The 23,169-nt window shown below is 69.6% G+C and carries 19 protein-coding genes and 1 pseudogene; 8 read left to right on the top strand and 12 right to left on the bottom strand.

The features are described 5' to 3' along the window. Positions 1–32: 32 nt before the first annotated feature. The 5 genes and pseudogenes from dxs to dut all read right to left on the bottom strand — a co-directional run bounded on the left by dxs (position 33) and on the right by dut (position 6,914). The gene (gene dxs / locus QSU92_RS16660) at positions 33–1,991 is read right to left on the bottom strand and encodes a 1-deoxy-D-xylulose-5-phosphate synthase (protein WP_289263611.1); all 1,959 of its coding nucleotides are present in this window, start codon (positions 1,989–1,991) and stop codon (positions 33–35) included. Positions 1,992–2,134: 143 nt separating this feature from the next. Next, a pseudogene (locus QSU92_RS16655) lies at positions 2,135–5,003 on the bottom strand (aconitate hydratase). 89 nt (positions 5,004–5,092) lie between these two features. After that, positions 5,093–5,872: a DUF3159 domain-containing protein gene (locus tag QSU92_RS16650; protein WP_289263608.1), complete on the bottom strand. Its 780-nt coding sequence runs from the start codon at positions 5,870–5,872 to the stop codon at positions 5,093–5,095. Beyond that, a complete protein-coding gene (locus QSU92_RS16645; RefSeq protein ID WP_289263607.1) occupies positions 5,869–6,465 on the bottom strand; it encodes a DUF3710 domain-containing protein in 597 nt (198 codons plus the stop codon). Before QSU92_RS16645 ends, QSU92_RS16650 begins: the two co-directional genes overlap by 4 nt. Beyond that, positions 6,462–6,914 (bottom strand): dUTP diphosphatase, encoded by a 453-nt coding sequence (gene dut / locus QSU92_RS16640; protein WP_289263605.1) that lies wholly within the window; start codon positions 6,912–6,914, stop codon positions 6,462–6,464. Before dut ends, QSU92_RS16645 begins: the two co-directional genes overlap by 4 nt. Positions 6,915–6,932: 18 nt before the next feature. Between dut and QSU92_RS16635 the strand changes: the two genes are divergently transcribed. Continuing rightward, positions 6,933–7,484 (top strand): DUF3093 domain-containing protein, encoded by a 552-nt coding sequence (locus tag QSU92_RS16635; protein ID WP_333783430.1) that lies wholly within the window; start codon positions 6,933–6,935, stop codon positions 7,482–7,484. Here the strand turns inward: QSU92_RS16635 and QSU92_RS16630 are convergent. Then, positions 7,417–7,710 carry a DUF4193 domain-containing protein gene (locus tag QSU92_RS16630; RefSeq protein WP_124293148.1) on the bottom strand — a complete coding sequence of 98 codons (294 nt, stop codon included), beginning with the start codon at positions 7,708–7,710 and terminating at the stop codon, positions 7,417–7,419. The two genes, QSU92_RS16635 and QSU92_RS16630, sit on opposite strands and share 68 nt — an antisense overlap. Positions 7,711–7,986: 276 nt before the next feature. Between QSU92_RS16630 and sepH the strand changes: the two genes are divergently transcribed. Further along, a complete protein-coding gene (gene sepH, locus QSU92_RS16625) occupies positions 7,987–9,030 on the top strand; it encodes a septation protein SepH (protein WP_289263603.1) in 1,044 nt (347 codons plus the stop codon). Positions 9,031–9,038: 8 nt separating this feature from the next. Here the strand turns inward: sepH and QSU92_RS16620 are convergent, their stop codons facing one another. Next, positions 9,039–10,160, bottom strand: coding sequence for an alkaline phosphatase family protein (locus tag QSU92_RS16620; RefSeq protein WP_289263601.1), 1,122 nt, complete (start codon positions 10,158–10,160; stop codon positions 9,039–9,041). 61 nt (positions 10,161–10,221) lie between these two features. Here QSU92_RS16620 and QSU92_RS16615 point away from each other — a divergent pair, with 61 nt between their 5' ends. Further along, positions 10,222–12,675: a DNA gyrase/topoisomerase IV subunit A gene (locus tag QSU92_RS16615; RefSeq protein ID WP_289263599.1), complete on the top strand. Its 2,454-nt coding sequence runs from the start codon at positions 10,222–10,224 to the stop codon at positions 12,673–12,675. A 10-nt stretch (positions 12,676–12,685) separates the two neighbouring features. Here QSU92_RS16615 and QSU92_RS16610 read toward each other — a convergent pair whose 3' ends face one another. Continuing rightward, positions 12,686–14,758 carry a DNA gyrase/topoisomerase IV subunit B gene (locus QSU92_RS16610; RefSeq protein WP_289263597.1) on the bottom strand — a complete coding sequence of 691 codons (2,073 nt, stop codon included), beginning with the start codon at positions 14,756–14,758 and terminating at the stop codon, positions 12,686–12,688. Between the two features lie 168 nt (positions 14,759–14,926). Here QSU92_RS16610 and QSU92_RS16605 point away from each other — a divergent pair, with 168 nt between their 5' ends. Continuing rightward, on the top strand, positions 14,927–15,145 hold the full coding sequence (locus QSU92_RS16605) for a DUF7455 domain-containing protein (protein ID WP_289263595.1): 219 nt from the start codon (positions 14,927–14,929) through the stop codon (positions 15,143–15,145). Positions 15,146–15,148: 3 nt separating this feature from the next. Here QSU92_RS16605 and QSU92_RS16600 read toward each other — a convergent pair whose 3' ends face one another. Further along, complete coding sequence (locus QSU92_RS16600; protein ID WP_289263593.1) at positions 15,149–16,201, bottom strand: alanine racemase; 1,053 nt, start codon at positions 16,199–16,201, stop codon at positions 15,149–15,151. After that, entirely contained in the window at positions 16,198–16,899 is a 702-nt protein-coding gene (locus QSU92_RS16595) for an alanine racemase C-terminal domain-containing protein (RefSeq protein WP_289263591.1), read from the bottom strand. Before QSU92_RS16595 ends, QSU92_RS16600 begins: the two co-directional genes overlap by 4 nt. Before the next feature lie 48 nt (positions 16,900–16,947). On the opposite strand from QSU92_RS16595, the gene QSU92_RS16590 reads away from it, so the two are divergent. Further along, entirely contained in the window at positions 16,948–17,973 is a 1,026-nt protein-coding gene (locus QSU92_RS16590; protein WP_289263589.1) for a sugar-transfer associated ATP-grasp domain-containing protein, read from the top strand. 109 nt (positions 17,974–18,082) lie between these two features. Next, positions 18,083–18,634 (top strand): HdeD family acid-resistance protein, encoded by a 552-nt coding sequence (locus QSU92_RS16585; RefSeq protein ID WP_289263587.1) that lies wholly within the window; start codon positions 18,083–18,085, stop codon positions 18,632–18,634. A gap of 27 nt (positions 18,635–18,661) precedes the next feature. Here QSU92_RS16585 and QSU92_RS16580 read toward each other — a convergent pair whose 3' ends face one another. Both QSU92_RS16580 and QSU92_RS16575 read right to left on the bottom strand, forming a co-directional pair. Further along, complete coding sequence (locus QSU92_RS16580) at positions 18,662–20,641, bottom strand: prolyl oligopeptidase family serine peptidase (RefSeq protein WP_289263585.1); 1,980 nt, start codon at positions 20,639–20,641, stop codon at positions 18,662–18,664. A 3-nt stretch (positions 20,642–20,644) separates the two neighbouring features. Beyond that, a complete protein-coding gene (locus QSU92_RS16575; RefSeq protein WP_289263583.1) occupies positions 20,645–21,409 on the bottom strand; it encodes an SDR family oxidoreductase in 765 nt (254 codons plus the stop codon). 128 nt (positions 21,410–21,537) lie between these two features. Here QSU92_RS16575 and QSU92_RS16570 point away from each other — a divergent pair, with 128 nt between their 5' ends. Continuing rightward, positions 21,538–22,032 carry an NfeD family protein gene (locus QSU92_RS16570; RefSeq protein ID WP_289263581.1) on the top strand — a complete coding sequence of 165 codons (495 nt, stop codon included), beginning with the start codon at positions 21,538–21,540 and terminating at the stop codon, positions 22,030–22,032. Beyond that, a complete protein-coding gene (locus QSU92_RS16565) occupies positions 22,029–23,165 on the top strand; it encodes an SPFH domain-containing protein (protein ID WP_333783429.1) in 1,137 nt (378 codons plus the stop codon). Before QSU92_RS16570 ends, QSU92_RS16565 begins: the two co-directional genes overlap by 4 nt. The last annotated feature ends 4 nt before the right edge of the window (positions 23,166–23,169 follow it).

Here is a 23,169-nt window from a genome sequence, read left to right as displayed (position 1 = left end):
CAGGCGGCGGGCTTCTCAGCGCCCGGCGGTCGTCACTTCTCCGCGTCGCTGAGCCTTGCGGGCTCGGCGAGCCAGAGCGACCCGTCGTCACCGCTCGGACGCGCGACCGGGATGCGCGTGCCCAGCACCTGCGAGACGACGTCCTGCGCGATCTTCGCCGCAGTGAGGCCCGCGTCCTCCAAAATCTGCTCCCGGCTGGCGTGATCGATGAACTCATCGGGCAGGCCCAGCTCGTCCACTGCCGTGTCGATGCCCGACTCGCGCAGAACCTGCCGCACTCGCGTTCCGATGCCGCCGACGCGGATGCCGTCTTCGATGGTGATGACCAGGCGGTGGGACGCCGCAAGATCCACGATCGAGGGCTGCACGGGCACGACCCACCGGGGGTCGATGACGGTGGCACCGATCCCCTGGGCGCGCAGGCGATCCGCGACGTCCATCGCCAGGTGCGCCATGGGTCCGATGCCGATGATGAGAACGTCCTGCGCGTCCGAGCGAGAGAGGATGTCCACGCCGTCCGCCAGACGTTCGATCGCCGGCAGGTCGGGGCTGACGCTGCCCTTGGGGAAACGGATCACCGTCGGGCCGTCCTCCACGGCCACCGCCTCGCGGAACTCCTCGCGGAGTCGCTCGGCGTCGCGGGGCGCGGCGATGCGGATGTGCGGCACGATCTGCAGCATCGCCAGGTCCCACATCCCGTGGTGACTCGGGCCGTCGGGACCGGTGACACCCGCACGATCGAGGACGAAGGTGACGCCCGCGCGGTGCAGCGCGACATCCATCATCACCTGGTCGAGGGCACGGTTCATGAATGTCGCGTAGATCGCCACGACCGGATGCAGACCTCCGAAGGCGAGACCAGCGGCGGACGCCGCGGCGTGCTGCTCGGCGATGCCGACGTCGTAGACCCGGTCGGGGAAGCGCTGCGCGAACGGCAGCATGCCGGTGGGACGCAGCATGGCCGCGGTCATCCCGATGATCTCGGGACGCTCCTCGCCCACGGCGACGAGCTCGTCGGCGAAGACATCGGTCCAGGCCGTGCCGGAGCCGCCCCCCAGCGGTTCGCCGGTCACCGGGTCGATGCGTCCCACGGCATGGAACTGGTCGGCCACGTCGTTGCGTGCCGGCTCGTAGCCGCGACCCTTCTCGGTGATGGCGTGCACGATCACCGGAGCGCCGTGCGCCTTCGCCAGTTCCAGCGTCTCGATCATCGCCTCGAGGTCGTGGCCGTCGACGGGACCGAGATACTTTATGTCGAGATTGGAATACAGCGCCTCATTGTTGATGAAGCGCGCGAGGAATCCATGGGTTCCGCCGCGGACGCCGCGATAGAGGGCACGGGCGGCGGGCCCGAGGCGGCGGAACAGGTCGGCCGAGCCGCGCGCGAGCGTTTCGTACCCCTCCGTCGTGCGGACGCGGTTGAGGAATCGCGCCATCCCGCCGATCGTCGGTGCATAGGAGCGTCCGTTGTCATTGACGATGATGACCAGGTTCCGGTCGTTGTCGTCCGTGATGTTGTTCAGGGCCTCCCACGTCATCCCGCCCGTGAGCGAGCCGTCTCCGACGACGGCCACCACGTGACGATCCCGGCGACCGGTGCGGCTGAGCGCCCGCGAGACGCCGTCAGCCCAGCTCAGTGAGCTCGACGCGTGTGAAGACTCCACGACGTCGTGGACGCTCTCGGAGCGCTGCGGGTATCCGGCCAGGCCGCCGCGCGAGCGCAGAGCCGAGAAGTCCTGACGGCCGGTGAGGAGCTTGTGCACGTACGACTGGTGTCCGGTGTCGAAGATCACCGGATCCTGTGGGGAGTCGAAGACCCGGTGCAGCGCGATCGTGAGCTCCACCGCCCCCAGGTTGGGTCCGAGATGCCCGCCGGTGCGGGAGACGTTCTCGACGAGGAAAGCGCGGATCTCCGCCGCCAGTTCGTTGAGCTGTTGGATGCTGAGCCCGTCGAGGTCACGAGGGTTCGAGATCGTGTCGAGGATCGCCACAGGTCTCCTTTCGCCGGGGGACCCGTCGCCCCCGAGTCGAGGAGACGGATGCGCGTGGTGCGAGTCTAACGCCGCCCGGGTCGGGGGCGACGCGGAAGCGCCCGGCCGGTTTCGACGCCGGCCGGGCGCGTGGTCCTCCGTGTTCAGACCAGGGAACGCAGCACGTACTGCAGGATTCCGCCGTTGCGGTAGTAGTCGGCTTCGCCGGGGGTGTCGATGCGCACCACGGCGTCGAATTCCACCGGCGCCTTGCCGGCCGCGGAGGCGTCGGTGGGCTCGGCGACGACGTGCACGGTCTTCGGGGTTGCTCCGCTGTTGAGCTCCTCGATGCCCGTGATCGTGAACGTCTCGGTGCCGTCGAGGCCCAGCGAGGACGCCGACTCCCCCGCGGGGAACTGGAGCGGGATGACGCCCATGCCGATGAGGTTCGAGCGGTGGATCCGCTCGTAGCTCTCTGCGATGACCGCGCGGACGCCCAGCAGGCGCGTGCCCTTCGCGGCCCAGTCGCGCGACGAGCCCGAGCCGTACTCCTTGCCGGCGAGGATCACCAGTGGCACTCCGGCCTCCTGGTAGTGCTCCGAGGCGTCGTAGATGAAGGACTGCGGCCCGCCGTCCTGGGTGAAGTCGCGGGTGTAGCCGCCCTCGACTCCGTCCAGGAGCTGGTTGCGCAGCCGGATGTTCGCGAATGTGCCGCGGATCATGACCTCGTGGTTCCCGCGGCGCGAGCCGTAGGAGTTGAAGTCCTTCTTGTCGACGCCGTGCGACTGCAGGTACTCACCCGCGGGGCTGTCGGCCTTGATCGATCCCGCCGGCGAGATGTGGTCGGTGGTGACCGAGTCGCCGAGCTTGGCGAGCACGCGGGCCCCGGCGATGTCGCTGACCGGGTCGGGCTGCAGCGCCATGCCCTCGAAGTACGGGGGCTTGCGCACATAGGTCGAGGCGTCGTCCCACTCGAAGGTCGCGCCGGTCGGCGTCGGAAGCGAGCGCCACCGCTCGTCACCCTCGAAGACGGCGCCGTACTGCTTCTCGAACATCTCGGTCGAGATCGATGAATCGATCGTCTGCTGCACTTCGGCCGGGCTCGGCCAGATGTCCTTGAGGAAGACGTCGTTGCCCTGACTGTCGGTGCCCAGCGGGTCTGTCTCGAAATCGAAGTTCATCGATCCGGCCAGCGCATAGGCGATCACGAGCGGCGGGCTCGCGAGGTAGTTCATCTTCACGTCGGGGTTGATGCGCCCCTCGAAGTTGCGATTGCCCGAGAGCACGGCCGTCACCGCGAGATCGTTGTCGTTGACCGCGGCCGACACCTCCTCGATGAGAGGTCCGGAGTTGCCGATGCACGTGGTGCATCCGTAGCCGACCGTGTAGAAGCCCAGCGCCTCGAGGTCGTCGGTCAGCCCGGCCTTCTCGTAGTAGTCGGTGACGACCTTCGAGCCCGGGGCCAGGGTCGTCTTCACCCACGGCTTGGCCTTGAGGCCCTTCTGCGCGGCGTTGCGCGCCAGCAGGCCGGCGGCGAGCATCACCGACGGGTTGGAGGTGTTCGTGCACGAGGTGATGGCCGCGATCGTGACCGCACCGTGATCGAGGGTGTAGGAGGTGCCGTCGGCGGTTGTGACCGACGTCGGCTTGGACACCGCCGCCGGGGCGTGACTGCGGTGGTCCGCGGTCACGACGCGGTCGGAGAGATTCTCGTCGTCGGGGGTGAAGCCCACCGGGTCGGATGCCGGGAAGGTACCCTCGACGGCTTCGTCGACCCGCGTCTCGGGTCCGGTCTCGGCGTAGTCGAGCAGGTCCTTCTCGAACTGGGTCTTCGCCGCGGTCAGCTCGATGCGATCCTGCGGGCGCTTGGGTCCGGCGATCGAGGGGACGACCGTGCCGAGATCCAGCTCGAGGTACTCGCTGAAGACGGGTTCACGCGATGGGTCGTGCCAGAGCGTCTGGGCCTTGGAGTACTCCTCCACCAGCGCGAGCTGCTCGTCGGAGCGCCCGGTGAGGCGCAGGTAGTCGACCGTCACCTCGTCGATCGGGAAGATGGCGGCGGTGGAGCCGAACTCGGGGCTCATGTTGCCGATCGTGGCGCGGTTCGCCAGCGGCACGGAGGCGACGCCGTCGCCGTAGAACTCGACGAACTTCCCCACCACACCGTGCTTGCGGAGCATGTCGGTGATGGTCAGGACGACGTCGGTCGCGGTGACGCCGGCGGGGATGGTGCCGGTGAGTTTGAATCCGACCACCTTCGGGATGAGCATCGAGACGGGCTGGCCGAGCATGGCCGCCTCTGCCTCGATGCCGCCCACGCCCCAGCCGAGGACACCCAGACCGTTGACCATGGTGGTGTGCGAGTCGGTTCCGACGCAGGTGTCGGGGTAGGCGCGCAGGCTGCCCCCGACGGTGCGGGTGTAAGTCACCTTCGCGAGGTGCTCGATGTTGACCTGGTGCACGATGCCGGTCCCGGGCGGCACGACCTTGAAGTCGTCGAACGCCGTCTGACCCCAGCGGAGGAACTGGTAGCGCTCGCCGTTGCGCTCGTACTCGATCTCGACGTTGCGCTCGAATGCGTCGGGGCGGCCGAAGAGGTCGGCGATGACGGAGTGGTCGATCACGAGGCTCTGCGGGGGCGAGCGGGTTGATACGGGTGGGGTCGCCGCCGAGGTCCGCCACGGCCTCGCGCATCGTGGCGAGATCGACGATGCAGGGGACGCCGGTGAAGTCCTGCATGACCACGCGGGCGGGGGTGAACTGGATCTCGGTGTCGGGTTCGGCGGTGGGATCCCACGAACCCAGGGCTTCGATCTGCTGCTTCGTGACGTTCGCGCCGTCTTCGGTGCGCAGCAGATTCTCCAGCAGCACCTTGAGGCTGAACGGCAGCTTCTCGTATCCCGGGACCGCGTCGATGCGGAAGATCTCGTAGTCGGTGCTGCCGACCGTCAGGGTGCTCTTGGCACCGAAGCTGTCAACTGTGGACACGTCTGTCTCCTTCGTCGGCCGCGAGGACGCGAGCAGTCCCCGCATCCCCATCTTCGCTGGCCGTCGGTGTGGCGGCTAGCAAGGCGAGCCTTAGCCCGCAACGCACAATTTATCTCGACGTCAAGATAAATGTATCACCTGGGAGCAGGAGGATAGAGGGCTCGCACCACCAGCCACGTGACGGCGAGCAGCGGAGCGAAGAGGGGGATGCCCATCACGAGCTTGAGCGTTCCCAGCAGCGCCACGGCACTGTCGCGCTGACTCTCGTCCAGAGAGGTGAGGTAGATCGGGAACTGAACGGCCAGTCGCGCGGCGAACAGGGCAGCCCATGCGATGGTCAGCCAGAAGAACGCCCGCCGCTTGCGGCGGTCCATCCGCCACCGGGTTCCCTCACCGACGAGGAACCCCACGGCGAGGCCGATGATCGGCCATCCGATGAGTGCGGAGACCAGCAGCGCCGAGCCGTAGACGGCGTTGGTGATGAAGCCGGGGATGAAGTTGTCCGAGGGGTTCCCGGTGATCAGCGCCAGTCCCGCCGCCACGCCCGCTGCGACGAGTCCGCCGATCGCCGCCGAGGGAGGCGACTTCTGCACGAGCCGCACGATCGTGAACACCGCCGCGATCCCGACCGAGACGGCGAGGGCGGGGATGAGCTTCTCCCTGGTATCACCAGGCACGAGGGTGTACGTGAGGATGAAGGTCAGGCTCGGCAGGACCGATTCGAGCACTCCGCGCCAGCCGCCCATCGCCGACCAGACGACGCGACCGGTGCTCCCCTGCTGGGCCGGATCGAGGCCCGCGCGCTTGGCCGCCCCACCGAGGGCGGCACCGAGAAGGTCGGAGGCGCGCTGATCCCCGGCTCCGGGGGCGGGATCCGGGTCGGGGGCGGGAACGCCGGTCGGGGCGTCGTTCACGCCGTGCCCGGCGTGGCGGGCATGCGGAGGGGGATGAGATCGCGCGGTGGCATCGGCGACGTGCCGCGAACCACCACGATGGAGCGGAAGAGATCTTCGACCTTCGCCGCAGCGTCGACGTCGGCCGCCGCCGCCCCGCCGATCACCCCGCGCAGGAACCAGCGCGGCCCGTCGACGCCGACGAAGCGGGCGATGCGCTTGCCCGCTCCCCCGTCCGGTCCCGCGACCACGGGGACCTCGGCGAGCAGCTCGGGCCCGAGCGGACCCTCACGCTCCTCGACGCGGCCGCCCTGCTGCCGGATCTGCTGCCGGATCTGCTCACGCGTCTCCTCCCACAGCCCCGCCGAGCGGGGCGCGGCGAACGGCTGGATCTGCAGCGTCGAGTCGGCGTAATCCAGACCCACGGCGACGATGCGCTTGGTCTGCTCCTCCACTTCCAGGCGCAGGTTCAGGCCCTCCCGCGGGAGGACCTTGATACCGCCGAGATCGATGTAGGGGCGGACCGGATTGGCCTCCGCCTCATCGAACGGACCCTCGGTCGCCCGATCGACGGGTGCGCTCTTGGGCGAATTCTGCGGTGTGGCGTCGGTCATGCCGTCGCTCCGTCCTTCTGATATCCGGTCGAACCGAACCCCCCGGCGCCGCGGACGCTGTCGGGGAGCTCGTCGACCGGCACGAATGCCGCCCGGGTGACGGGCATCACGATGAGCTGGGCGATCCGGTCGCCCGGCGCGATCTCGAACGCGGTGTCGCGGTCGGTGTTCAAGAGGGCGACCCTGATCTCGCCGCGGTAGCCCGCGTCGACGGTGCCCGGCGAGTTGACGATGGTGATGCCGTGCTTGGCGGCCAGTCCGCTGCGGGGCACGACGAAGGCGGCGAAGCCCTCCGGGAGGGCGATCCGCACGCCGGTGCCGACCAAGGCGCGCTGCCCGGGTTCGAGCCGCACGGCCTCGGAGGACACCAGATCGGCGCCGGCATCACCGGGGTGGGAGTAGGCCGGAACGTCGGGGGCGATAATGAGGACGTCCACGGTTTCAGTCACGCAACGAGGGTAATGCACATGTCCGAGCCACGCCGCAGCGGCGAGCAGGCGGTGCTCTACCGCGAAAGACTGGGTCCGAGCCTGTGGCTGCTGGTGGCTGCCGCCCTGTGCGGACCGATGGCTGCGCTGGTGTTCACCCCCGTCGATTCCACGGTCGCCCTCGTCGTCGGCGCGGCGGTCGCGGCGCTCATCGTCGTCGCACTGGTCGCCGCCTCACCGGTGGTGGAGGTCCGCGGGGAGGTGCTGCGGGCCGGGCGTGCCCGCATCGAGGTGGGTCACCTGGGCGCTGCCCAGGGGTTCACCGGCGAAGAGGCCCGTCGCAAACGCGGGGTGGAGCTGCACCCCCGGGCGTGGCATCTCATCCGTGGGGGGATCGACCCGGTTGTGGTCATCCCGCTCGAAGACCCGGATGACCCGGTGCCCGCCTGGGTGGTCTCCACCCGCACCCCCGACCGCCTGATCGCCGCGATCGAGCGGGCACGGCGCGGGGACGCGGAGCCGATTACGCCGCGCACTCCCGGCAGATCGGCCCGTCGCCGCCCTCGTGGTCCAGCTGCGAGCGGTGCTTGACGAGGAAGCAGTTCATGCAGGTGAACTCGTCCTCCTGGGGAGGGAGCACGACCACGTCGAGCTCGAGGTCGGACAGGTCGGCGCCGGGCAGCTCGAAGCCCGAGGGGTTGTCGGCGTCCTCGACGTCCACCGAACCGGACATCTTGTCGGGGACACGCTCCTTGAGCGCCTCGATCGACTCGCTGTCGTCTTCGGTCTTGCGGGGGGCGTCGTAGTCGGTTGCCATGTGGGGGGATCTCTACTTCCGGTGATTCTCGGGTGCACCTGGCCTGAACAGGCGGCCATAGTTTGCATGACCGGTGGGCATTTCGCAAATGCCGCACCCGGCGCCGCAGCGACCGGTTCGGACGCCCACGAGCGCGCCTGCGGGTGATCGGATGCCGCCCCAGGCGCGAGGGGGCGACGATCACCCACCGGAACATGCGCCACGCGCACGATATTCCCGGCGCCGAGGCGTCCCTGTGACACCATGGCCGCACTGCTGAGTCGGAGAGGCGTTCGCATGGAACAGCTCAAGGTGATCGGAACCGAGGACGACAGACTCGTCCTCGCGACCGAATCGGGCGACCGGTTCTCGCTGCCCGTCGATGAGGTGCTGCGCAACGAGCTGCGCCGCACGCGGCGTGATCGCGACCACGACGGCCAGGCCGTCCGCCCCAGTCCCCGGGAGATCCAGTCGCACATCCGTGCCGGGCTGTCGACCACCGAGGTGGCGACGCTGCTGGGATGCCGCGTGGAAGACGTCGCCCGCTTCGAAGGGCCGGTGCTCGCCGAGCGCGAGCACGTCGTCGGTCAGGCTCTCGCCGTGCCGGTCCTGCTGGGCGGTCAGCTCGAGCACGACGCGCACCCCACATTCGGAGCAGCGGTGCGCGGCAAGCTGCACGAAGCGGGCGCGGTCGGCGAACGCTGGACGAGCTGGAAGGAGCCCTCGGGCTGGATCGTCAAGGTCGAGTTCACCGCCAACAGCGTCGACCATGACGCGCGGTGGAGCTTCGACCCCCGCCGCAGCACGCTGTCGCCCCTGAATGCCGACGCGATCCAGCTGTCACGTCAGGGCTCGCTCCCCGAAGGACTGATCCCGCGTCTGCGCGCCCTGGACACCGCTCCCACGAAGGACGACTCGCGCTTCGACAGCGGCGCCTTCGGGCCCCGTCGTCCGCCGGAGGCCGACCTCGAGCACCCCGAGATCCCCGCGCCGGTCGCATCAGCGGTCCAGGAGGCGGCGATCAAGCGCGCAACCGAACCGGCGGTCACCTCCGCAGAGACGGCCGACCTGCTCGAAGCCCTGCGCCGCCGTCGCGGCCAGCGTGAGCCCCTCCCCGGCGCGGAAGAGGCGCGCGAGCGCACGGCAGCACCGCAGCCCGTCGCCCTCTTCGACGCCCTCGAGCCCGGATACGGCGATGCCTCCGAGCCGTCCGACGAAGACCTCTCGTCCGACAGGAACCCGTCGGCCTCGCAGGTCGCCGAGGCTGCGGGACGTCGGAAGGGCCGTACGTCCATGCCCTCCTGGGACGAGATCGTCTTCGGCGCGCGCGGCGACGACTGAGCCGCCGCTCAGGCGAACGCGCCGAGGCGGATGAGCGGAACGATCCGCTCCGCATCGGTCAGCGAGCCGTGCTGCCCTATCATCTGCTGTCCGGTGCGTTCGGCGTCGCGGTCGTCGTAGTACGCGGCGGCCCCGCGCGCAGCGACGAGGACGTCGCCGATCCGCGGTCGCACCGCGGGATCGACCTCGCCGAAGAGGCCGCCTGCGATGGCCTCGTCCCTCGTGAAGACCCACGCATGCGAGGACTCCGTCCGCCACGCGTCGGCGACGGCATGGGACGCCCCTGGATCGGCATACAGGTGAAGCATCCGAGGCTCACCGCCGATCTGCGCCACGCCCTCGATCAGGGGGCTTCCCTCCACCAGCAGCCGATGCCGGTGCCGGGGGACGTCGACCATCCCGTGGTCGGCGGTCACGATCGCCCCCACATCGCCCGGCAGCGCTCCGCCGAGCCGCGCGATGGCGGCGTCGACGCCCTCCAGGCCCACCGTCCATTCGTCGGACTCCCATCCGCGACGATGCCCGATTCCGTCCAGTTCCGGTGTGTAGAGATAGATGAGGGCGCCGCGATGACGGGTCGCGAGGTCGACGGCGAGGTCGACCCGGTCGGAGAAGTCCTCCGCCGGCACCGCCGCTGCACCGCGCAGCGTGGCCTCGGTGAATCCCGTGCCGGTGTACTCGGGCTTGGAGACGAAGAACGTCGGCCGACCGGATTCGGCCTCCCGGCCGAAGAGCGGTGCAGCGCGCTGCCAGCTGACCGGCAATCCGTGGGTATCCCACCCGCGGAGTTGATTGAGCACCTCGCCGGTGTCGGGGACGAAGGCCCGATAGCCGACGATGCCGTGCGTACCCGGCTCCGTCCCCGTCAGCAGACTCGTCAGCGCAGCGGCGGTGGTGGAGGGGAACACGGTGCGCGCGACATCCTTCTTCGACATCGCCGCCGTCAGGTACCGCGCGTGACCGCTGCGTGCTCGCAGATTGTGCGCACCGAGGCCGTCGACCACGCAGACGATCGCGCTCCGCGCGGGAGCGAACCAGTCGGATCCACCCGCGAGCGATGCGATCAACTCCGGCACGACCGCGGTGAGGCGCCGGGCACCGGGCGGGTCCGACGGTAGGCTGACGGTCACCCGGGCCAGTCTGGCACACCCCGCCGGCGGCTCCCCCGCTCCGTTTTGGAACCCCATCGCCATGCCCGCATCACCTGCTGACACCACGCCCGCCGAGCGCATCGAGGACGTCGACGTCTCCGTCGAGATGCAGGGGTCGTTCCTGGAGTACGCCTACTCGGTCATCTACTCCCGGGCCCTGCCCGACGCCCGCGACGGATTGAAGCCCGTGCAGCGACGCATCCTCTTCCAGATGGCCGACATGGGGCTGCGGCCCGATCGCGGGCACGTCAAGAGCGCTCGCGTCGTCGGCGAGGTGATGGGAAAGCTGCACCCGCACGGTGATGCTCCCATCTACGACGCCCTCGTGCGCCTGGCTCAGCCGTTCTCCCTGCGGGTGCCCCTGGTCGACGGACACGGCAACTTCGGCTCGCTCGACGACGGTCCCGCGGCCCCGCGTTACACCGAGGCGCGGCTCGCTCCCCCGGCGCTGGCGATGACCGCCGACCTCGATGAAGACGTCGTGGACTTCATCCCCAACTACGACGGCCAGTTCCAGCAGCCGGAGGTGCTCCCGGCAGCGTTCCCCAACCTGCTCGTCAACGGCGCCTCAGGCATCGCGGTGGGAATGGCGACCAACATGGCCCCGCACAACCTCATCGAGGTCGTCGCCGCGGCCGTGCATCTGCTGGAGAATCCCGAAGCGAGCCTCGAAGAGCTGATGGAGTTCGTCCCCGGCCCCGACCTGCCTTCGGGGGGGATCATCGTCGGACTCGACGGGATCCGCGACGCCTACGCCGCGGGGCGCGGGTCCTTCCGCACCCGGGCGAAAGTGTCGATCGAGAGTCTGGGCCCGCGCCGGACGGGACTCGTCGTCACAGAGTTGCCGTACCTCGTGGGTCCGGAGCGCGTGATCGAGAAGATCAAGGACGCCGTCACGAGCAAGAAGCTCACCGGCATCGCCGACGTCACCGATCTCAGTGACCGGACGAAGGGTCTTCGTCTGGTCATCGGCGTGAAGACGGGGTTCGACCCGAACGCCGTGCTCGAGCAGCTGTACCGTCTCACGCCGCTGGAGGACTCCTTCGGCATCAACAACGTCGCCCTCGTCGACGGCCAGCCCAAGACTCTCGGGTTGAGGGAGATGCTCCGGGTCTACCTCGACCACCGCATCCGCGTGATCACCCGGCGCAGCGAGTACCGCCTCGCGCGCCGCCGCGAGCGGCTCCACCTCGTCGAAGGTCTCCTCATCGCGATCCTCGACATCGACGAGGTCATCCAGGTCATCCGCACTTCCGACGACGGCGAGCAGGCCCGGAGCCGCCTCATGGACGTGTTCGACCTCACCCAGGTGCAGGCCGAATACATCCTGGAGCTGCGTCTGCGGCGCTTGACGAAGTTCTCCCGCATCGAACTGGAGGCCGAACGCGACGCGTTGAAGGCCGAGATCGACGCCCTCGTGGAGCTGTTGGGCGATCCCGCCCTGCTTCGGGCCCGGGTGGCCGCAGAGCTCGAAGCCACCGCCGAAGCGCTCGGCACCCCGCGGCGGACACTCCTGCTCAACGGCGGTCCGGTCGCCACGCGGTCGTCGAAGTCGGCAGGGCCCGTCGACCTACAGATCGCCGACGTGCCCTGCCGGGTGTTCCTCTCATCGACGGGGCGCATGGTGCGCGCCGAGCGGGCGCCGGATGCGCCGGGCGGCGGCGTCGTCACGCCGTCGCGGCGATCGAAGCACGACGCTGTGCGTTCCGCTGTCGACACCACGACCCGCGCAGACGTGGGCGCGGTCACCACCGCAGGTCGCCTCGTCCGGTTCTCGCCCGTGGATCTGCCCTCCGTTCCCGGGAACTCGGTCCAGCTGTCGGCCGGCACCCGCGCCGACCAGTACCTCGGCCTCAGCGGCGACGAGCACGTGATCGCCCTGGTGCCTCTGGCGTCCGACCCGCCGATCGCGCTCGGAACCGCGCAGGGCGTGGTCAAGCGCGTCGCGGCATCCGAGCTCGCGGGTAAACACGACGTCGCGATCATCTCGCTGAAGGACGGCGACCGCGTCGTGGGGGCCGCCCTCGCGCCCGACGGTGCGGAGCTGGTGTTCGTCGCCGCGGATGCGCAGCTGCTGCGGTTCGATGCCTCCTCCGTCCGGCCCCAGGGCCGCGCCGCCGGGGGGATGGCCGGAATGAGGCTCTCCCCGGGTGTGGAGGCGATCGGATTCTTCGTCGTCGGCGGCTCGGCATTCGACGCCGTCGTGGTCACCGTCGCGGGTGCCTCCGCGGCTCTCGCGGGCACCGACGCCGGATCCGCCAAGGTCTCGGCGTTCACCGAGTACCCCGCGAAGGGGCGCGGCACCGGCGGGGTGCGTGCGCACCGCTTCCTCCGGGGGGAGGACACGCTGAGCCTGGCATGGGTCGGTTCCGAGCCGCGGGCGGTCGGCACCGACGGCGCGGTCCGTCAGCTGCCGGCGGCGGGGGCACGACGCGATGCGTCGGGAACCCCGCTCGATGCGGTCGTCGGAGCCCTCGGCACCGTGGTGCGCTGAGCGACGCCGGTCAGGCGTCGATGCGCTCCCGCGACAGCCGGTCGCTGGAATCGACGATGAACTCGCGCCGGGGGGCGACGTCGGTGCCCATCAGCAGTTCGAAGACGCTCGAAGCCGCCTCGGCGTCCTGCACACGCACCCTCCGGAGCATCCGCCCGCCCCGATCCATCGTCGTCGTCGCGAGCTGGTCGGCGTCCATCTCGCCGAGCCCCTTGTACCGCTGCACCGGCTCCTGCCAGCGCTTGCCCGCCTTCGTGAGCTTGGTGAGCAGAGTGTGCAGCTCCTGTTCGCTGAAGGTGTAGATCGTCTCGTTGGGTTTCGTTCCGGGGTGCATCACGATCACCCGGTGAAGGGGCGGGACGGCGGCGAACACCCGTCCGGCCTCCACGAGCGGGCGCATGTAGCGGAAGAACAGGGTGAGCAAAAGCGTACGGATGTGCGCACCGTCCACGTCGGCATCGCTCATCAGGATGACTTTGCCGTACCGCGCGGCCTCGAGGTCGAAGGACCGCCCCGAACCCGCGCCGATCACCTGGATGATCGACGCGCACTCGGCGTTGGACAGCATGTCGCTGATCGAGGCCTTCTGCACGTTGAGGATCTTGCCGCGGATCGGCAGCAGCGCCTGGTATTCGCTGTTGCGCGCGAGCTTGGCCGTGCCGAGCGCCGAGTCGCCCTCGACGATGAAGAGCTCGGATTCGGCGACATCGTTCGTGCGGCAGTCGGCCAGCTTCGCCGGCAGCGACGACGACTCGAGCGCGTTCTTGCGACGCTGCGTCTCTTTGTGCGTGCGCGCCGAGATGCGCGCCTTCATCTCCGAGACGACCTTGTCCAGCACCAGCGATGTCTGAGCCTTGTCGTCGCGTTTGGTGGAGGAGAAGCGTGCGGTGAGCTCCTTCGAAACGACCTGAGCCACGATCTGGCGGACCGCCGGGGTGCCCAGCACCTCCTTGGTCTGGCCCTCGAACTGGGGCTCGGGCAGCCTGACCGTCATCACCGTGGTGAGGCCGGCGAGGATGTCGTCCTTCTCGATCTTGTCGTTGCCGACCTTCAGCCGACGGGCGTTCTGCTCCACCTGTGCGCGCAGCACCTTCATCAGCCCCTGCTCGAATCCCTGCTGATGGGTGCCGCCTTTGGGCGTGGCGATGATGTTGACGAAGGAGCGGGCGACGGTGTCGTAGCCGATCCCCCACCGCAGCGCGATGTCGACTTCGCAGGTGCGCTCGACCTCGGTGGGGATCATCGCGCCGGTGGGCTGCAGCACGGGGACGGTCTCGGTGAACACCCCGGTGCCCGTCAGCCGCCAGACGTCGGTGACACCGGCGTCGGGGGCGAGGAACTCTACGAACTCCGAGATGCCGCCGTCGAACCGGTAGGCCGTCTCGACGGGATCGCCGGCGCGTTCGTCACGCACGACGATCTGCAGACCGGGGACGAGGAAGGCCGTCTGCCGGACACGCTGTTCCAGCTCCTCGACGGAGAACGCGGCATCCCGGGTGAAGATCTGCCGGTCGGCCCAGTAGCGGATGCGCGTTCCCGTCGCGCCACGCGGCGCCTTCCCGACCACGCGCAGCTCGCTGCTCTCTTCGAAGGGGGTGAAGGGAGAGTCCGGACCCGGGCCCGCGAACACTCCCGGCTCACCGCGGTGGAACGACATCGCATAGGTCTTGCCGCCGCGGTCGACTTCGACGTCGAGGCGTTCTGACAGCGCGTTGACCACGGACGCACCCACGCCGTGGAGACCTCCGGAGGCCGCGTACGACCCCCCGCCGAACTTGCCGCCCGCATGGAGCTTGGTGAAGACGACCTCGACGCCGGTGAGCCCTGTGCGGGGCTCGACATCCACCGGGATGCCGCGGGCACGGTCGCGGACCTCGACGCTGCCGTCACTGTGGAGCACGACGTCGATGTGATCTCCATGACCGCCGAGCGCTTCGTCGACGGCATTGTCGATGATCTCCCAGAGGCAGTGCATCAGCCCCCGGGCATCGGTCGAGCCTATGTACATGCCCGGACGTTTGCGGACGGCCTCGAGTCCTTCGAGCACCTGGAGGTGGTGGGCGGAATACTCAGCGGCGGTCACAATCTCCAAGGCTAACCGGGGGTCCCGACCCCGCCTTGCACAGACACGACCGACGGGCGCCGCCGTACGCGCTCAGCGAACGGTCATCGGATCGCGGCATGACCGTAACAATGCCGTGGTTGTATGTGGAGACCACGCCGAGAGTCACATTCCCGAGGAGGCACCGCGATGACACTTTCGACACCTTCTGAGACGGCCGTCCTCGAATACCGCCTGACCGCGGTGGACCGCTGCGATTCCTGCGGAGCTCAGGCCTACATCGCAGCCGAGGTCAACGGCAGCGAGCTGCTGTTCTGCGCTCACCACGGCCGCAAGTACGAAGAGAAGCTGCGTGCCGTCGCCACGTCGTGGCACGACGAGACCGCGCGCCTCAGCAGCGAAGACTGACCATCATCGCAGGCCCCGGTAGCGCCGGGGCACCAGCGGCGAGACACGGACCGCGACCTCTTCGCCGATCGATCCGATCATTTCGGCGAGCGAGGTCGCGGTTTCTTCGTCGCGGGCGGCATCGCCGTAGACGATGACGCGATCGCCTACCCCGGCTCCGGGCCACGCCGCGACGTCCGACGTCGCCCCGGCGACGGCGAGGAGTCTGCGCGCTCCTCCGGGCGTTGCGATCCGAGCGTGCGACGCCAGTGAGCTGAACAGCCCGTCGCGCGCACCTACACCGATGCGCACCACGTCGCCTGCCACCTCGAGGACGGGTGCCTCCCAGCGGGCGATGGGCCGCACCCCCAGCTCGGCTTCGCCGGGCCCGCCGGCGGGACGGATGCCGAAGCAGAACGCCCCGACCCGGGCGATGTCGTAGCGGAACTCCGGTCGGGCGAATGCCGCGGCGCTTGCAGCGAGGTGGCGCCAGCGCGGCCGAAGCCCTGCCGTCTCCGCCGTCCGCACGGCCTGTCCGAACCGGGCGCGGGCGATGTCGTCGTCCTCATCGGATGCTTCGGCGATGTGGCTCCAGATCCCCTCGACGACGAGGCTCCCCGCCCGTTCGGCCGCCGCGGCGAGCTCGACGAACTCGGGCCACTCCTCGGGCCGGACGCCGTTGCGGCGCAGCCCCGTGTCGATCTTCAGATGCACCCGCGCGGCGCGCGGTCCCCCACGCCGCGCGGCGACGTCATCGAGGAGTCGGCGATCACCCACCCCGATGTCGAGATCCAGTTCGATGGCCGCGGAGACCTGTTCGGGCGTATCGGCGATCCACACGAAGATGCGCGCGCCCTCTCCCGCGACCTCTCGCACCCGCGCGCCCGTGGCCACATCGAAGCCCCCGAACCAGCGGACGCCCTCGCGCCGCGCACGCGCGACAACGGCCTCCACGCCGTGCCCGTACGCGTCGTTCTTGACCACCAGCATGAGCTCGGCGGGCGCGATGGCCGCTCGGACGCGGGCGAGGTTCCGCGCGAGGAGGTCGAGGTCGACCTCGAGCACCGACCCGCTCACGACGTCTCCCGACGAGCCGCGACACCGACGATCGCGACGATCTCGTCGGCGCTCAGTCCCGTCGCGGCCGTCCACGACCCCAGCGCCGGCTCTCCCTGATCGGGATCGCCGAAGAACACCGCCGGAGCTCCCGGCGAGACGGTTCCCCGCGGCCCGAGATCGACCACGCAGACATCCATCGCCACCCGGCCGACGACGGGCGCGTCGCGCCCCTCGACGCGGACGGCCACCCGGTTGCCCAGTCGGCGCACGATGCCCTGCCCGTAACCGCCGCGCACCAGGGCGATCGTCGTGTCGGAGGGGGCCCGGAAGGTGTATCCGTAGGACACGCCCTCCCCACGGCGCAGCAGCTTCGTCATGATCACCCGGCCCGTGAGCGTCATGACAGGCCGTCCGGACGACCCCGGAAGGCCGAACAGCCGGGCGCCCCCGAGCGCCCCGGCTCTCCCGCTGTCCGCCCACGCCATGCCCGCCGAAGACACCGCACGCTCGACGATGCCGGCTCCGTGACCCCAGGCGTCGGCACTCAGGACGTCGCGATCGACGACGGCGAAACCCGCTTCACGGGCGTCACGGAGATTCTGCGCGAGAGCGGCGAGCCGGATGAGGGCGACGGGTCGAGGATCCAGCGGCGCCGCGACGGGAGCGGCGGCACCCCGGGAGGACTCGGCAGACGGACGCAGAGGATCCACCGACATCACCCCTCTAGACTATCCGGGTCCGTCGTCCCCGACTCGGAAGTCCCCATGCCATCGACCGGTCTCGGCCTCTCGTCCCGCCTTCGCTACCTCGCCTACCGTGCGCGCAGGGTCAACGTGGGCTCGGTGTGGGAGCGTGCGAAGGAGACCGCCGCACAGCACGGCAAGTGGACGCCCGCGGTCGTCGTGGACATGCTCTACTCCGCAGGGTTCCGCCAGGTGGGCTTCCAGGACTACATCGACTACGACTTCGCGATCCTGACCCGTCGTGAGCGGGCGACGTTCATGACGCACCCATTCTCCAATCAGCTGTCGCAGCGCTTCGACCATCCCGACCATCGCCACCTGTTCCAGGACAAGATCGAGTTCGATCGCGCCTTCTCCGAGCACCTGCACCGTGAGTGGATGGTCGTGGAGTCCGACAACGCCGACGAGGTCCAGGCCTTCACCGAGCGTCACGGCACCATCGTGACCAAGGAGCCGATCGGGCAGGCCGGGACCGGCGTGCACCGCTACCACGCCGCAGACATCGACGATTGGACGACGTTCCACCGCGGTCTTCGCGACCGGGGCGAGCTCCTCATCGAGGAGGTCATCGTGCAGCATCCCGACCTCGCCGCGGTCTGCCCGGGGACGGTCAACACCACGCGTGTGACGGCGTTCTTCGACGGAGAGCGCACCCACATCCTGGCCGTGGCGCAGAAGTTCGGCCGCGGCGCCGTCAGCGACCAGATGTCGTTCGGCGGCTTCTACACGATGCTCGACGACGACGGTCGCGCCGTCGGTCCCGGCTACGACTCCCACGGTCACGTGCACATCACCCATCCCGAATCCGGATTCCGGATCGCGGATTTCTCGCTGCCGATGATGGCCGAGGTGGTCGCGTTCGTCGACCGTGTCGCTCGCGTCGTCCCTCAGGTGCAGTACGTGGGATGGGACATCGTGGTGACCCCCACCGGTCCGGTGCTGGTCGAGGGCAACTGGGGAGCCGGCGTCTACGAGAACAAGCCGAGCGTCACCGGCATCCGCACCGGCCACAAGGCGCGCTATCTGGCCGCGACCGGCCTGGCCTGAGCACCACCGCGAGCCCCGTACCCGACGGCCTGTCGGCGTTCCCCTGAGCCCCTCTCGGGTCTACAGTGAGAGCGCAGTCTCTCAGGTAACGCTCAGAAAGGGTTCGGTCATGTCCACCGGCAGCGCGGAGAAGTCCCTCACCAACACCGTCCGGGTCGCCCTGGGCGTGGTCGGCGCGATCGCGCTGATCTTCGGTCTGCTCATCCTCATCTGGCCGCAGAAGGCGTTCGGCGTCGTCACCTTCCTGCTCGCCATCTACGCCATCATCGCCGGACTGGTCTACATCGGCCTCGGTGCGTTCTCGCGTGAGCGTGGCGGCTGGTCGCGGATCGGCTACATCGTGCTCGGCGTGCTGTTCGTCATCGCCGGCGTCGTGGCTTTCCTCAACTTCGGTGCGGCCACCGACTGGCTGCTTCTTCTGGTCGGCCTCATGATCGGCATCACCTGGGTGGTCGAGGGGATCGTGTCGCTGTCCACCCTGTCGGACACGTCGTCGAAGGGATGGACCATCTTCTTCGCGATCATCAGCATCGTCGCCGGTGTCGTGGTGATGTTCGCGCCCATCTGGGGCGCCCTCATCGTCTGGCTGTTCTTCGGCATCTCCCTGGTGATCCTCGGGATCATCCAGATCGTCCGCGCCCTCCGCTTCGGCCGCGCCTGAGCCGGACGCGTCGGAGGTCCGGCCCGTTCAGTCGATCGGCAGGTGGCGCGCCCACCACTGCGTCACCGCGACGAAGCGTTCGACGCGATGCCGGGGCTGGCCGCTCCGAGTGAGTTCGTGGTTCTCGCCGGGGAAGATCAGCATCTCACTCGGGACCCCCGCCCGGGTGAGCGCCGAGTAGTAGCGCGTCGCCTGCTCCAGCGGGCATCGGTGGTCGGCCTCGGCGTGCATCACGAGGGTGGGCGTGCGCACCTGCCCGACGACCGCCATCGGACTCTGCGCGGCGATGCGCTCGGGGTCGACCCCGACGTATTCGTCGCCGAAGAACGAGCCGATGTCGCTCGTCCCCTGGAATGACGTCGGCTCGAGGAACCCGCGCTCGACGATCGCTCCGCGGAATCTGTGGTCGTGCGCGATGATCCACGCGGTGAGGTAACCGCCGTACGAGCCACCCATGATGCCCAGCCGACGCGGATCGAGGGTGGTGTCGGACTCCAGCGCGCCGTCGAGGAAGTCGATGACGTCGTGATGGTCGAGCGTGCCCATCGCCTGCCGGATGGCGCGCCCGTGCGCGCGGCCGTACCCGGCCGATCCCCGCGGGTTGCAGTAGACCACCGCGTAGCCCGCGTCGACGAGGACCTGGGTCTCGTCGAAGAGATGGATGCCGTAGCTGGCGTACGGCCCGCCGTGGATCTGCAGGATGACGGGGAACGGCCCGTCCCCGGCGGGCCGGGCGACCCAGCCGTGCACCGGGTAGCCGTCCCGTCCGCGGACGGTGAGCTCGCGCGGTTCCACTATTCCCGTCGCGGCAGCGGCCGCGCCGAACGCGGTCAGCATCCGAGGTTCGCCGGCTCCGGCCAGGACCATCTCGCCGAACGAGTCCGGCGTGGCGACCGCGGCGACCACGGTCGAACCGGATGCCGCGTGACCGAGCACCTCGCGGTCGCCGCCGATGACCGTGGCGGCCGACCCGTCGCGCGCGACCCGAAGGAGCCGGACGCGTCCCCGGCGCCGATCCTGCACGAGGAAGTCGTCGCCGATGGGGGTGACGTGGCTTCCGACCTCGCCGAGATCGATCGTCTCGGGATCCGTGAGGACGCGGGCCTCCCCCTCGCCGATCACGTACAGCGCCGTGCCGGGGGCCACGAAGTCCGTCCCCGAGGTCCCCACGTCGGAGGCCAGGGCGGCCACGGCGCCGTCGTCCGCGACGGCGAGGCCCGTCACCGACAGGTTCGCACCGGTTCCGAGAGCCTCGCGGCGGCCGGAGCCGTCGAGGTGATGCGCAACGATCGGGGTGCGCAGGTCCCGACGGTCGGCTTCGATCAGATCGGGAACGGCCAGCACCTCCTCGCCTGCCACCGCGAGGGTCGACCAGCTGAGCTGACCCTCCGTGAGCGCACGCGGGGTCGCGCCGATCACGGTCCGGCGCGGTGCCTCGTCATCGTCGCGCACGGCGGGTGCGGGCTCGTAGAACGGCTCGCTGTCGACCTCGGGCGCCGCGATCACGAAGATCTGCGCGGGCCGGTCGGCGAGGTAGCCGAGACCGTTGGCGTTCCAGCGGACTCCGGTGATCCGGCGGGGAGCTTCGGCCGTGGCACCCAGTCCTTCCACCGTGCCGTATCGCCCCACCTCGGGCATCCGGGCGGTATAGACCAACGAGCGCCCGTCCTGCGTCCAGACGACCTCGCCGACCCCGAGCGGGGCGTCGGTGGCCTGTACCGGCTCACCACCGGGTGCGGCGATCACGAACACCTGTGAGCGACCGCGGGCATCGGGCCGCAGGAACGCCACACGCGTGTCGTCGGGCGAAAGCGCCGGGGCGGTGTCGAGGACTCCGCGGGTGAGCCGGCGAGGAGCACCGTCCGGCAGATCGATCCGCCACAGCTGGCCCACCATCCTGTTGGCGGGAAGGTCGGGGCGACTGACGGAGAAGACCGCGAACTCGCCGCGGGACGAGAGCGCGGGCCGCCCGACCCCGAGAAGCTTCTGGATGTCGGTGGGGCCCACGACTCACTCCCCCGCGAACGACCCGGTGTCGCCGACGAGCCGGGTGTTGTCGTCGGGGATCGGATCGACGGCAGCCCGGGCCACCTCTGCAGCGAACTCCGAGACGTTGTAGAGCCGTCCCGCTGACTCGCGTCGCGAGGCGATCGCCCCGGGGTTCGCCCGCTCGAGGAGCGTGGCCGTGATGGTGCCCTCGATCATGTCGCCGGACACGACGACGAACTCCACGCCGCGCTCCGTGAGCAGCGGGATGCGCTCCCGCAGGGCGTCCTCGCCCGCGCGCTTGGACAGCGCGACCGGCTCGTACTCGGGCATGGTCGGCGTCGTGCGGATGAAGTGCGCCTGATGGCTGGTGACGAAGACGACACGGGCGCCCGCACCGAGGAGGGGCATCGCGGTCTCCAGGACCGACACCTGGGCATCGCGGTTGAGGCGGAGCGCATAGTCTTCCGCCATGCCGGCCTCCATGCCGCCCGAGGCATTGAGCACCAGGACATCCAGCCGGCCGAACTCGCGCTCGACCTCGGCGAACATCGCCTGCACGGAGGCAGGGTCGGTGAGATCGGCTCCGACCACGAGCACCCGCACACCGAGGTCGCGCAGCTGCGCGGCGAGCTTCTCGGCCCGCGGCGCCTTGTTGCGGTAATTGATCACGACATCGGCTCCGGCTTCGGCGAGATAGCGGGCGGTGTCGGCCCCGATGCCACGGGAGGATCCCGTCACGAGGGCGGTCTTGCCTGCCAGCGATCCGGGAGCAAGGGTCTGAGACATATGTGGCGACTCCTGTGATGACGCACCGCGGATGCCGCGGCAAGGCCGTCCGGCCCCCTGAACCCTATCAACGCCGACCCCTCCGACTGCGGTGTTAGGGTGGCGGTCAAGGCCGAGGAGGAGCCGCGATGCTGCCGGATCTCACGCAATACCTCTGGATCGTGTGGTTGGTGCTCGCGGGGGTCTTCATCATCATCGAGCTGCTCACGCTCGAGTTCACCTTCCTCATGATCGGCGCCGGGAGCCTCATCGGCGGCCTCGGCGTGAACCTTCTCGGTGGCCCGTGGTGGCTGCAGATCGCCGCGGCCGCAGCGATCTCGGCCCTTCTGCTGTTCACCATCCGGCCGTTGCTGCTGAAGCTCCTCCATCGCGGCGAACCGGCGAGGACCAACGTCGATGCCCTCTACGGCATGGGCGGACGGGTCGTCGCCGCATTCGTCGACGGCGAGGGGGGCTCCGTGCGCCTGGACAACGGTGAGACCTGGACTGCTCGCCTGGCCGCCGGTGCCGTGAACGCCGGTGTCGGCGTGCGCGTCACCGTCGACCGCGTTCTGGGTGCCACCGTCGAGGTCAGCCCCGCCGCGCCCGCCACTCCCGCCTCAACGGAAGGAAGCACCCCGTGATCGACCCCGGCGCCTTCATCGGCCAGATCTTCGTCATCGTCCTGCTCGTCGTCCTGGCGATCTTCGTGGTGGTGGTGCTGTTCCGTTCGATCCGGATCATCCCGCAGGCTTACGCCGGGATCGTCGAGCGACTCGGGCGATATCAGCGGACGCTTTCGCCCGGGCTGAACATCCTCGTCCCGTTCGTCGATCGGCTCCGCCCGCTGGTCGACATGCGCGAACAGGTGGTGTCCTTTCCGCCGCAGCCGGTCATCACCGAGGACAACCTGGTGGTGTCGATCGACACCGTCGTGTACTTCCAGGTGAACGACGCCCGCGCGGCGACCTACGAGATCGCCAACTACCTCAGCGCGGTGGAGCAGTTGACGACCACGACGCTTCGCAACGTGGTCGGTGGGCTCAACCTCGAAGAGGCGCTCACGAGCCGTGACAACATCAACGGCCAGCTCCGCGTGGTGCTCGACGAGGCCACCGGCAAGTGGGGCCTGCGGGTGTCGCGCGTCGAGCTGAAGGCCATCGACCCGCCGACCTCGATCCAGGACTCGATGGAGAAGCAGATGCGCGCCGAGCGCGACCGGCGCGCCGCGATCCTGACCGCGGAGGGCACGAAGCAGTCTCAGATCCTCGAGGCCGAGGGTCGGCGCCAGGCCGAGATCCTCCGCGCCGAGGGAGACAAGCAGGCGGCGGTGCTGCGCGCGCAGGGCGAGGCGGAAGCCATTGAGATGGTCTTCGGCGCCATCCACGCGGGTGAGCCGGACGACAAGCTGCTGGCCTACCAGTACCTGCAGACCCTGCCCAAGATCAGCGAGAGCCCGTCGAACAAGCTCTGGATCATCCCGAGCGAACTGACCGAGGCGCTCAAGGGCATCGGCAACGCGCTCGGCGGGCGCGACGAAGGCGGACCGACGACGACGCCCGGCAGTGCGCGGCGCCCCGCGACGGCGGCACGCCGTGCCGAGTACTCGGCCGCGTCGGATGCCGCCGTGGCGGCTGCGCGCGAGGCGGCATCGGACGCGGATGCCATCGCCAACGAGGCCCGGTCCACCACACCGGGTGCGGTCCGTGGCGACGGCACCGCCCCGCGCCCGGCCCCGAGCCCGACCCCGACCGAGGGCGAGGGCGACCCTGCCTGACCCG

Origin of the sequence: Microbacterium sp. ET2, assembly GCF_030347395.1 — a bacterium.
Classification (GTDB): Bacteria; Actinomycetota; Actinomycetes; order Actinomycetales; family Microbacteriaceae; genus Microbacterium; species Microbacterium albipurpureum.
Note: the sequence above shows the minus strand (reverse complement) of the source record. Positions and strands in the feature narration are given on the sequence as shown.

Coding starts and splice junctions, on each gene's coding strand:
- QSU92_RS16645 (WP_289263607.1), bottom strand. CDS start 6,465: ATGACCGACGCCACACCGCAGAATTCGCCCAAGAGCGCACCCGTCGAT.
- QSU92_RS16635 (WP_333783430.1), top strand. CDS start 6,933: ATGTCCGAGCCACGCCGCAGCGGCGAGCAGGCGGTGCTCTACCGCGAA.
- QSU92_RS16630 (WP_124293148.1), bottom strand. CDS start 7,710: ATGGCAACCGACTACGACGCCCCCCGCAAGACCGAAGACGACAGCGAG.
- sepH (WP_289263603.1), top strand. CDS start 7,987: ATGGAACAGCTCAAGGTGATCGGAACCGAGGACGACAGACTCGTCCTC.
- QSU92_RS16615 (WP_289263599.1), top strand. CDS start 10,222: ATGCCCGCATCACCTGCTGACACCACGCCCGCCGAGCGCATCGAGGAC.
- QSU92_RS16605 (WP_289263595.1), top strand. CDS start 14,927: ATGACACTTTCGACACCTTCTGAGACGGCCGTCCTCGAATACCGCCTG.
- QSU92_RS16595 (WP_289263591.1), bottom strand. CDS start 16,899: ATGTCGGTGGATCCTCTGCGTCCGTCTGCCGAGTCCTCCCGGGGTGCC.
- QSU92_RS16590 (WP_289263589.1), top strand. CDS start 16,948: ATGCCATCGACCGGTCTCGGCCTCTCGTCCCGCCTTCGCTACCTCGCC.
- QSU92_RS16585 (WP_289263587.1), top strand. CDS start 18,083: ATGTCCACCGGCAGCGCGGAGAAGTCCCTCACCAACACCGTCCGGGTC.
- QSU92_RS16575 (WP_289263583.1), bottom strand. CDS start 21,409: ATGTCTCAGACCCTTGCTCCCGGATCGCTGGCAGGCAAGACCGCCCTC.
- QSU92_RS16570 (WP_289263581.1), top strand. CDS start 21,538: ATGCTGCCGGATCTCACGCAATACCTCTGGATCGTGTGGTTGGTGCTC.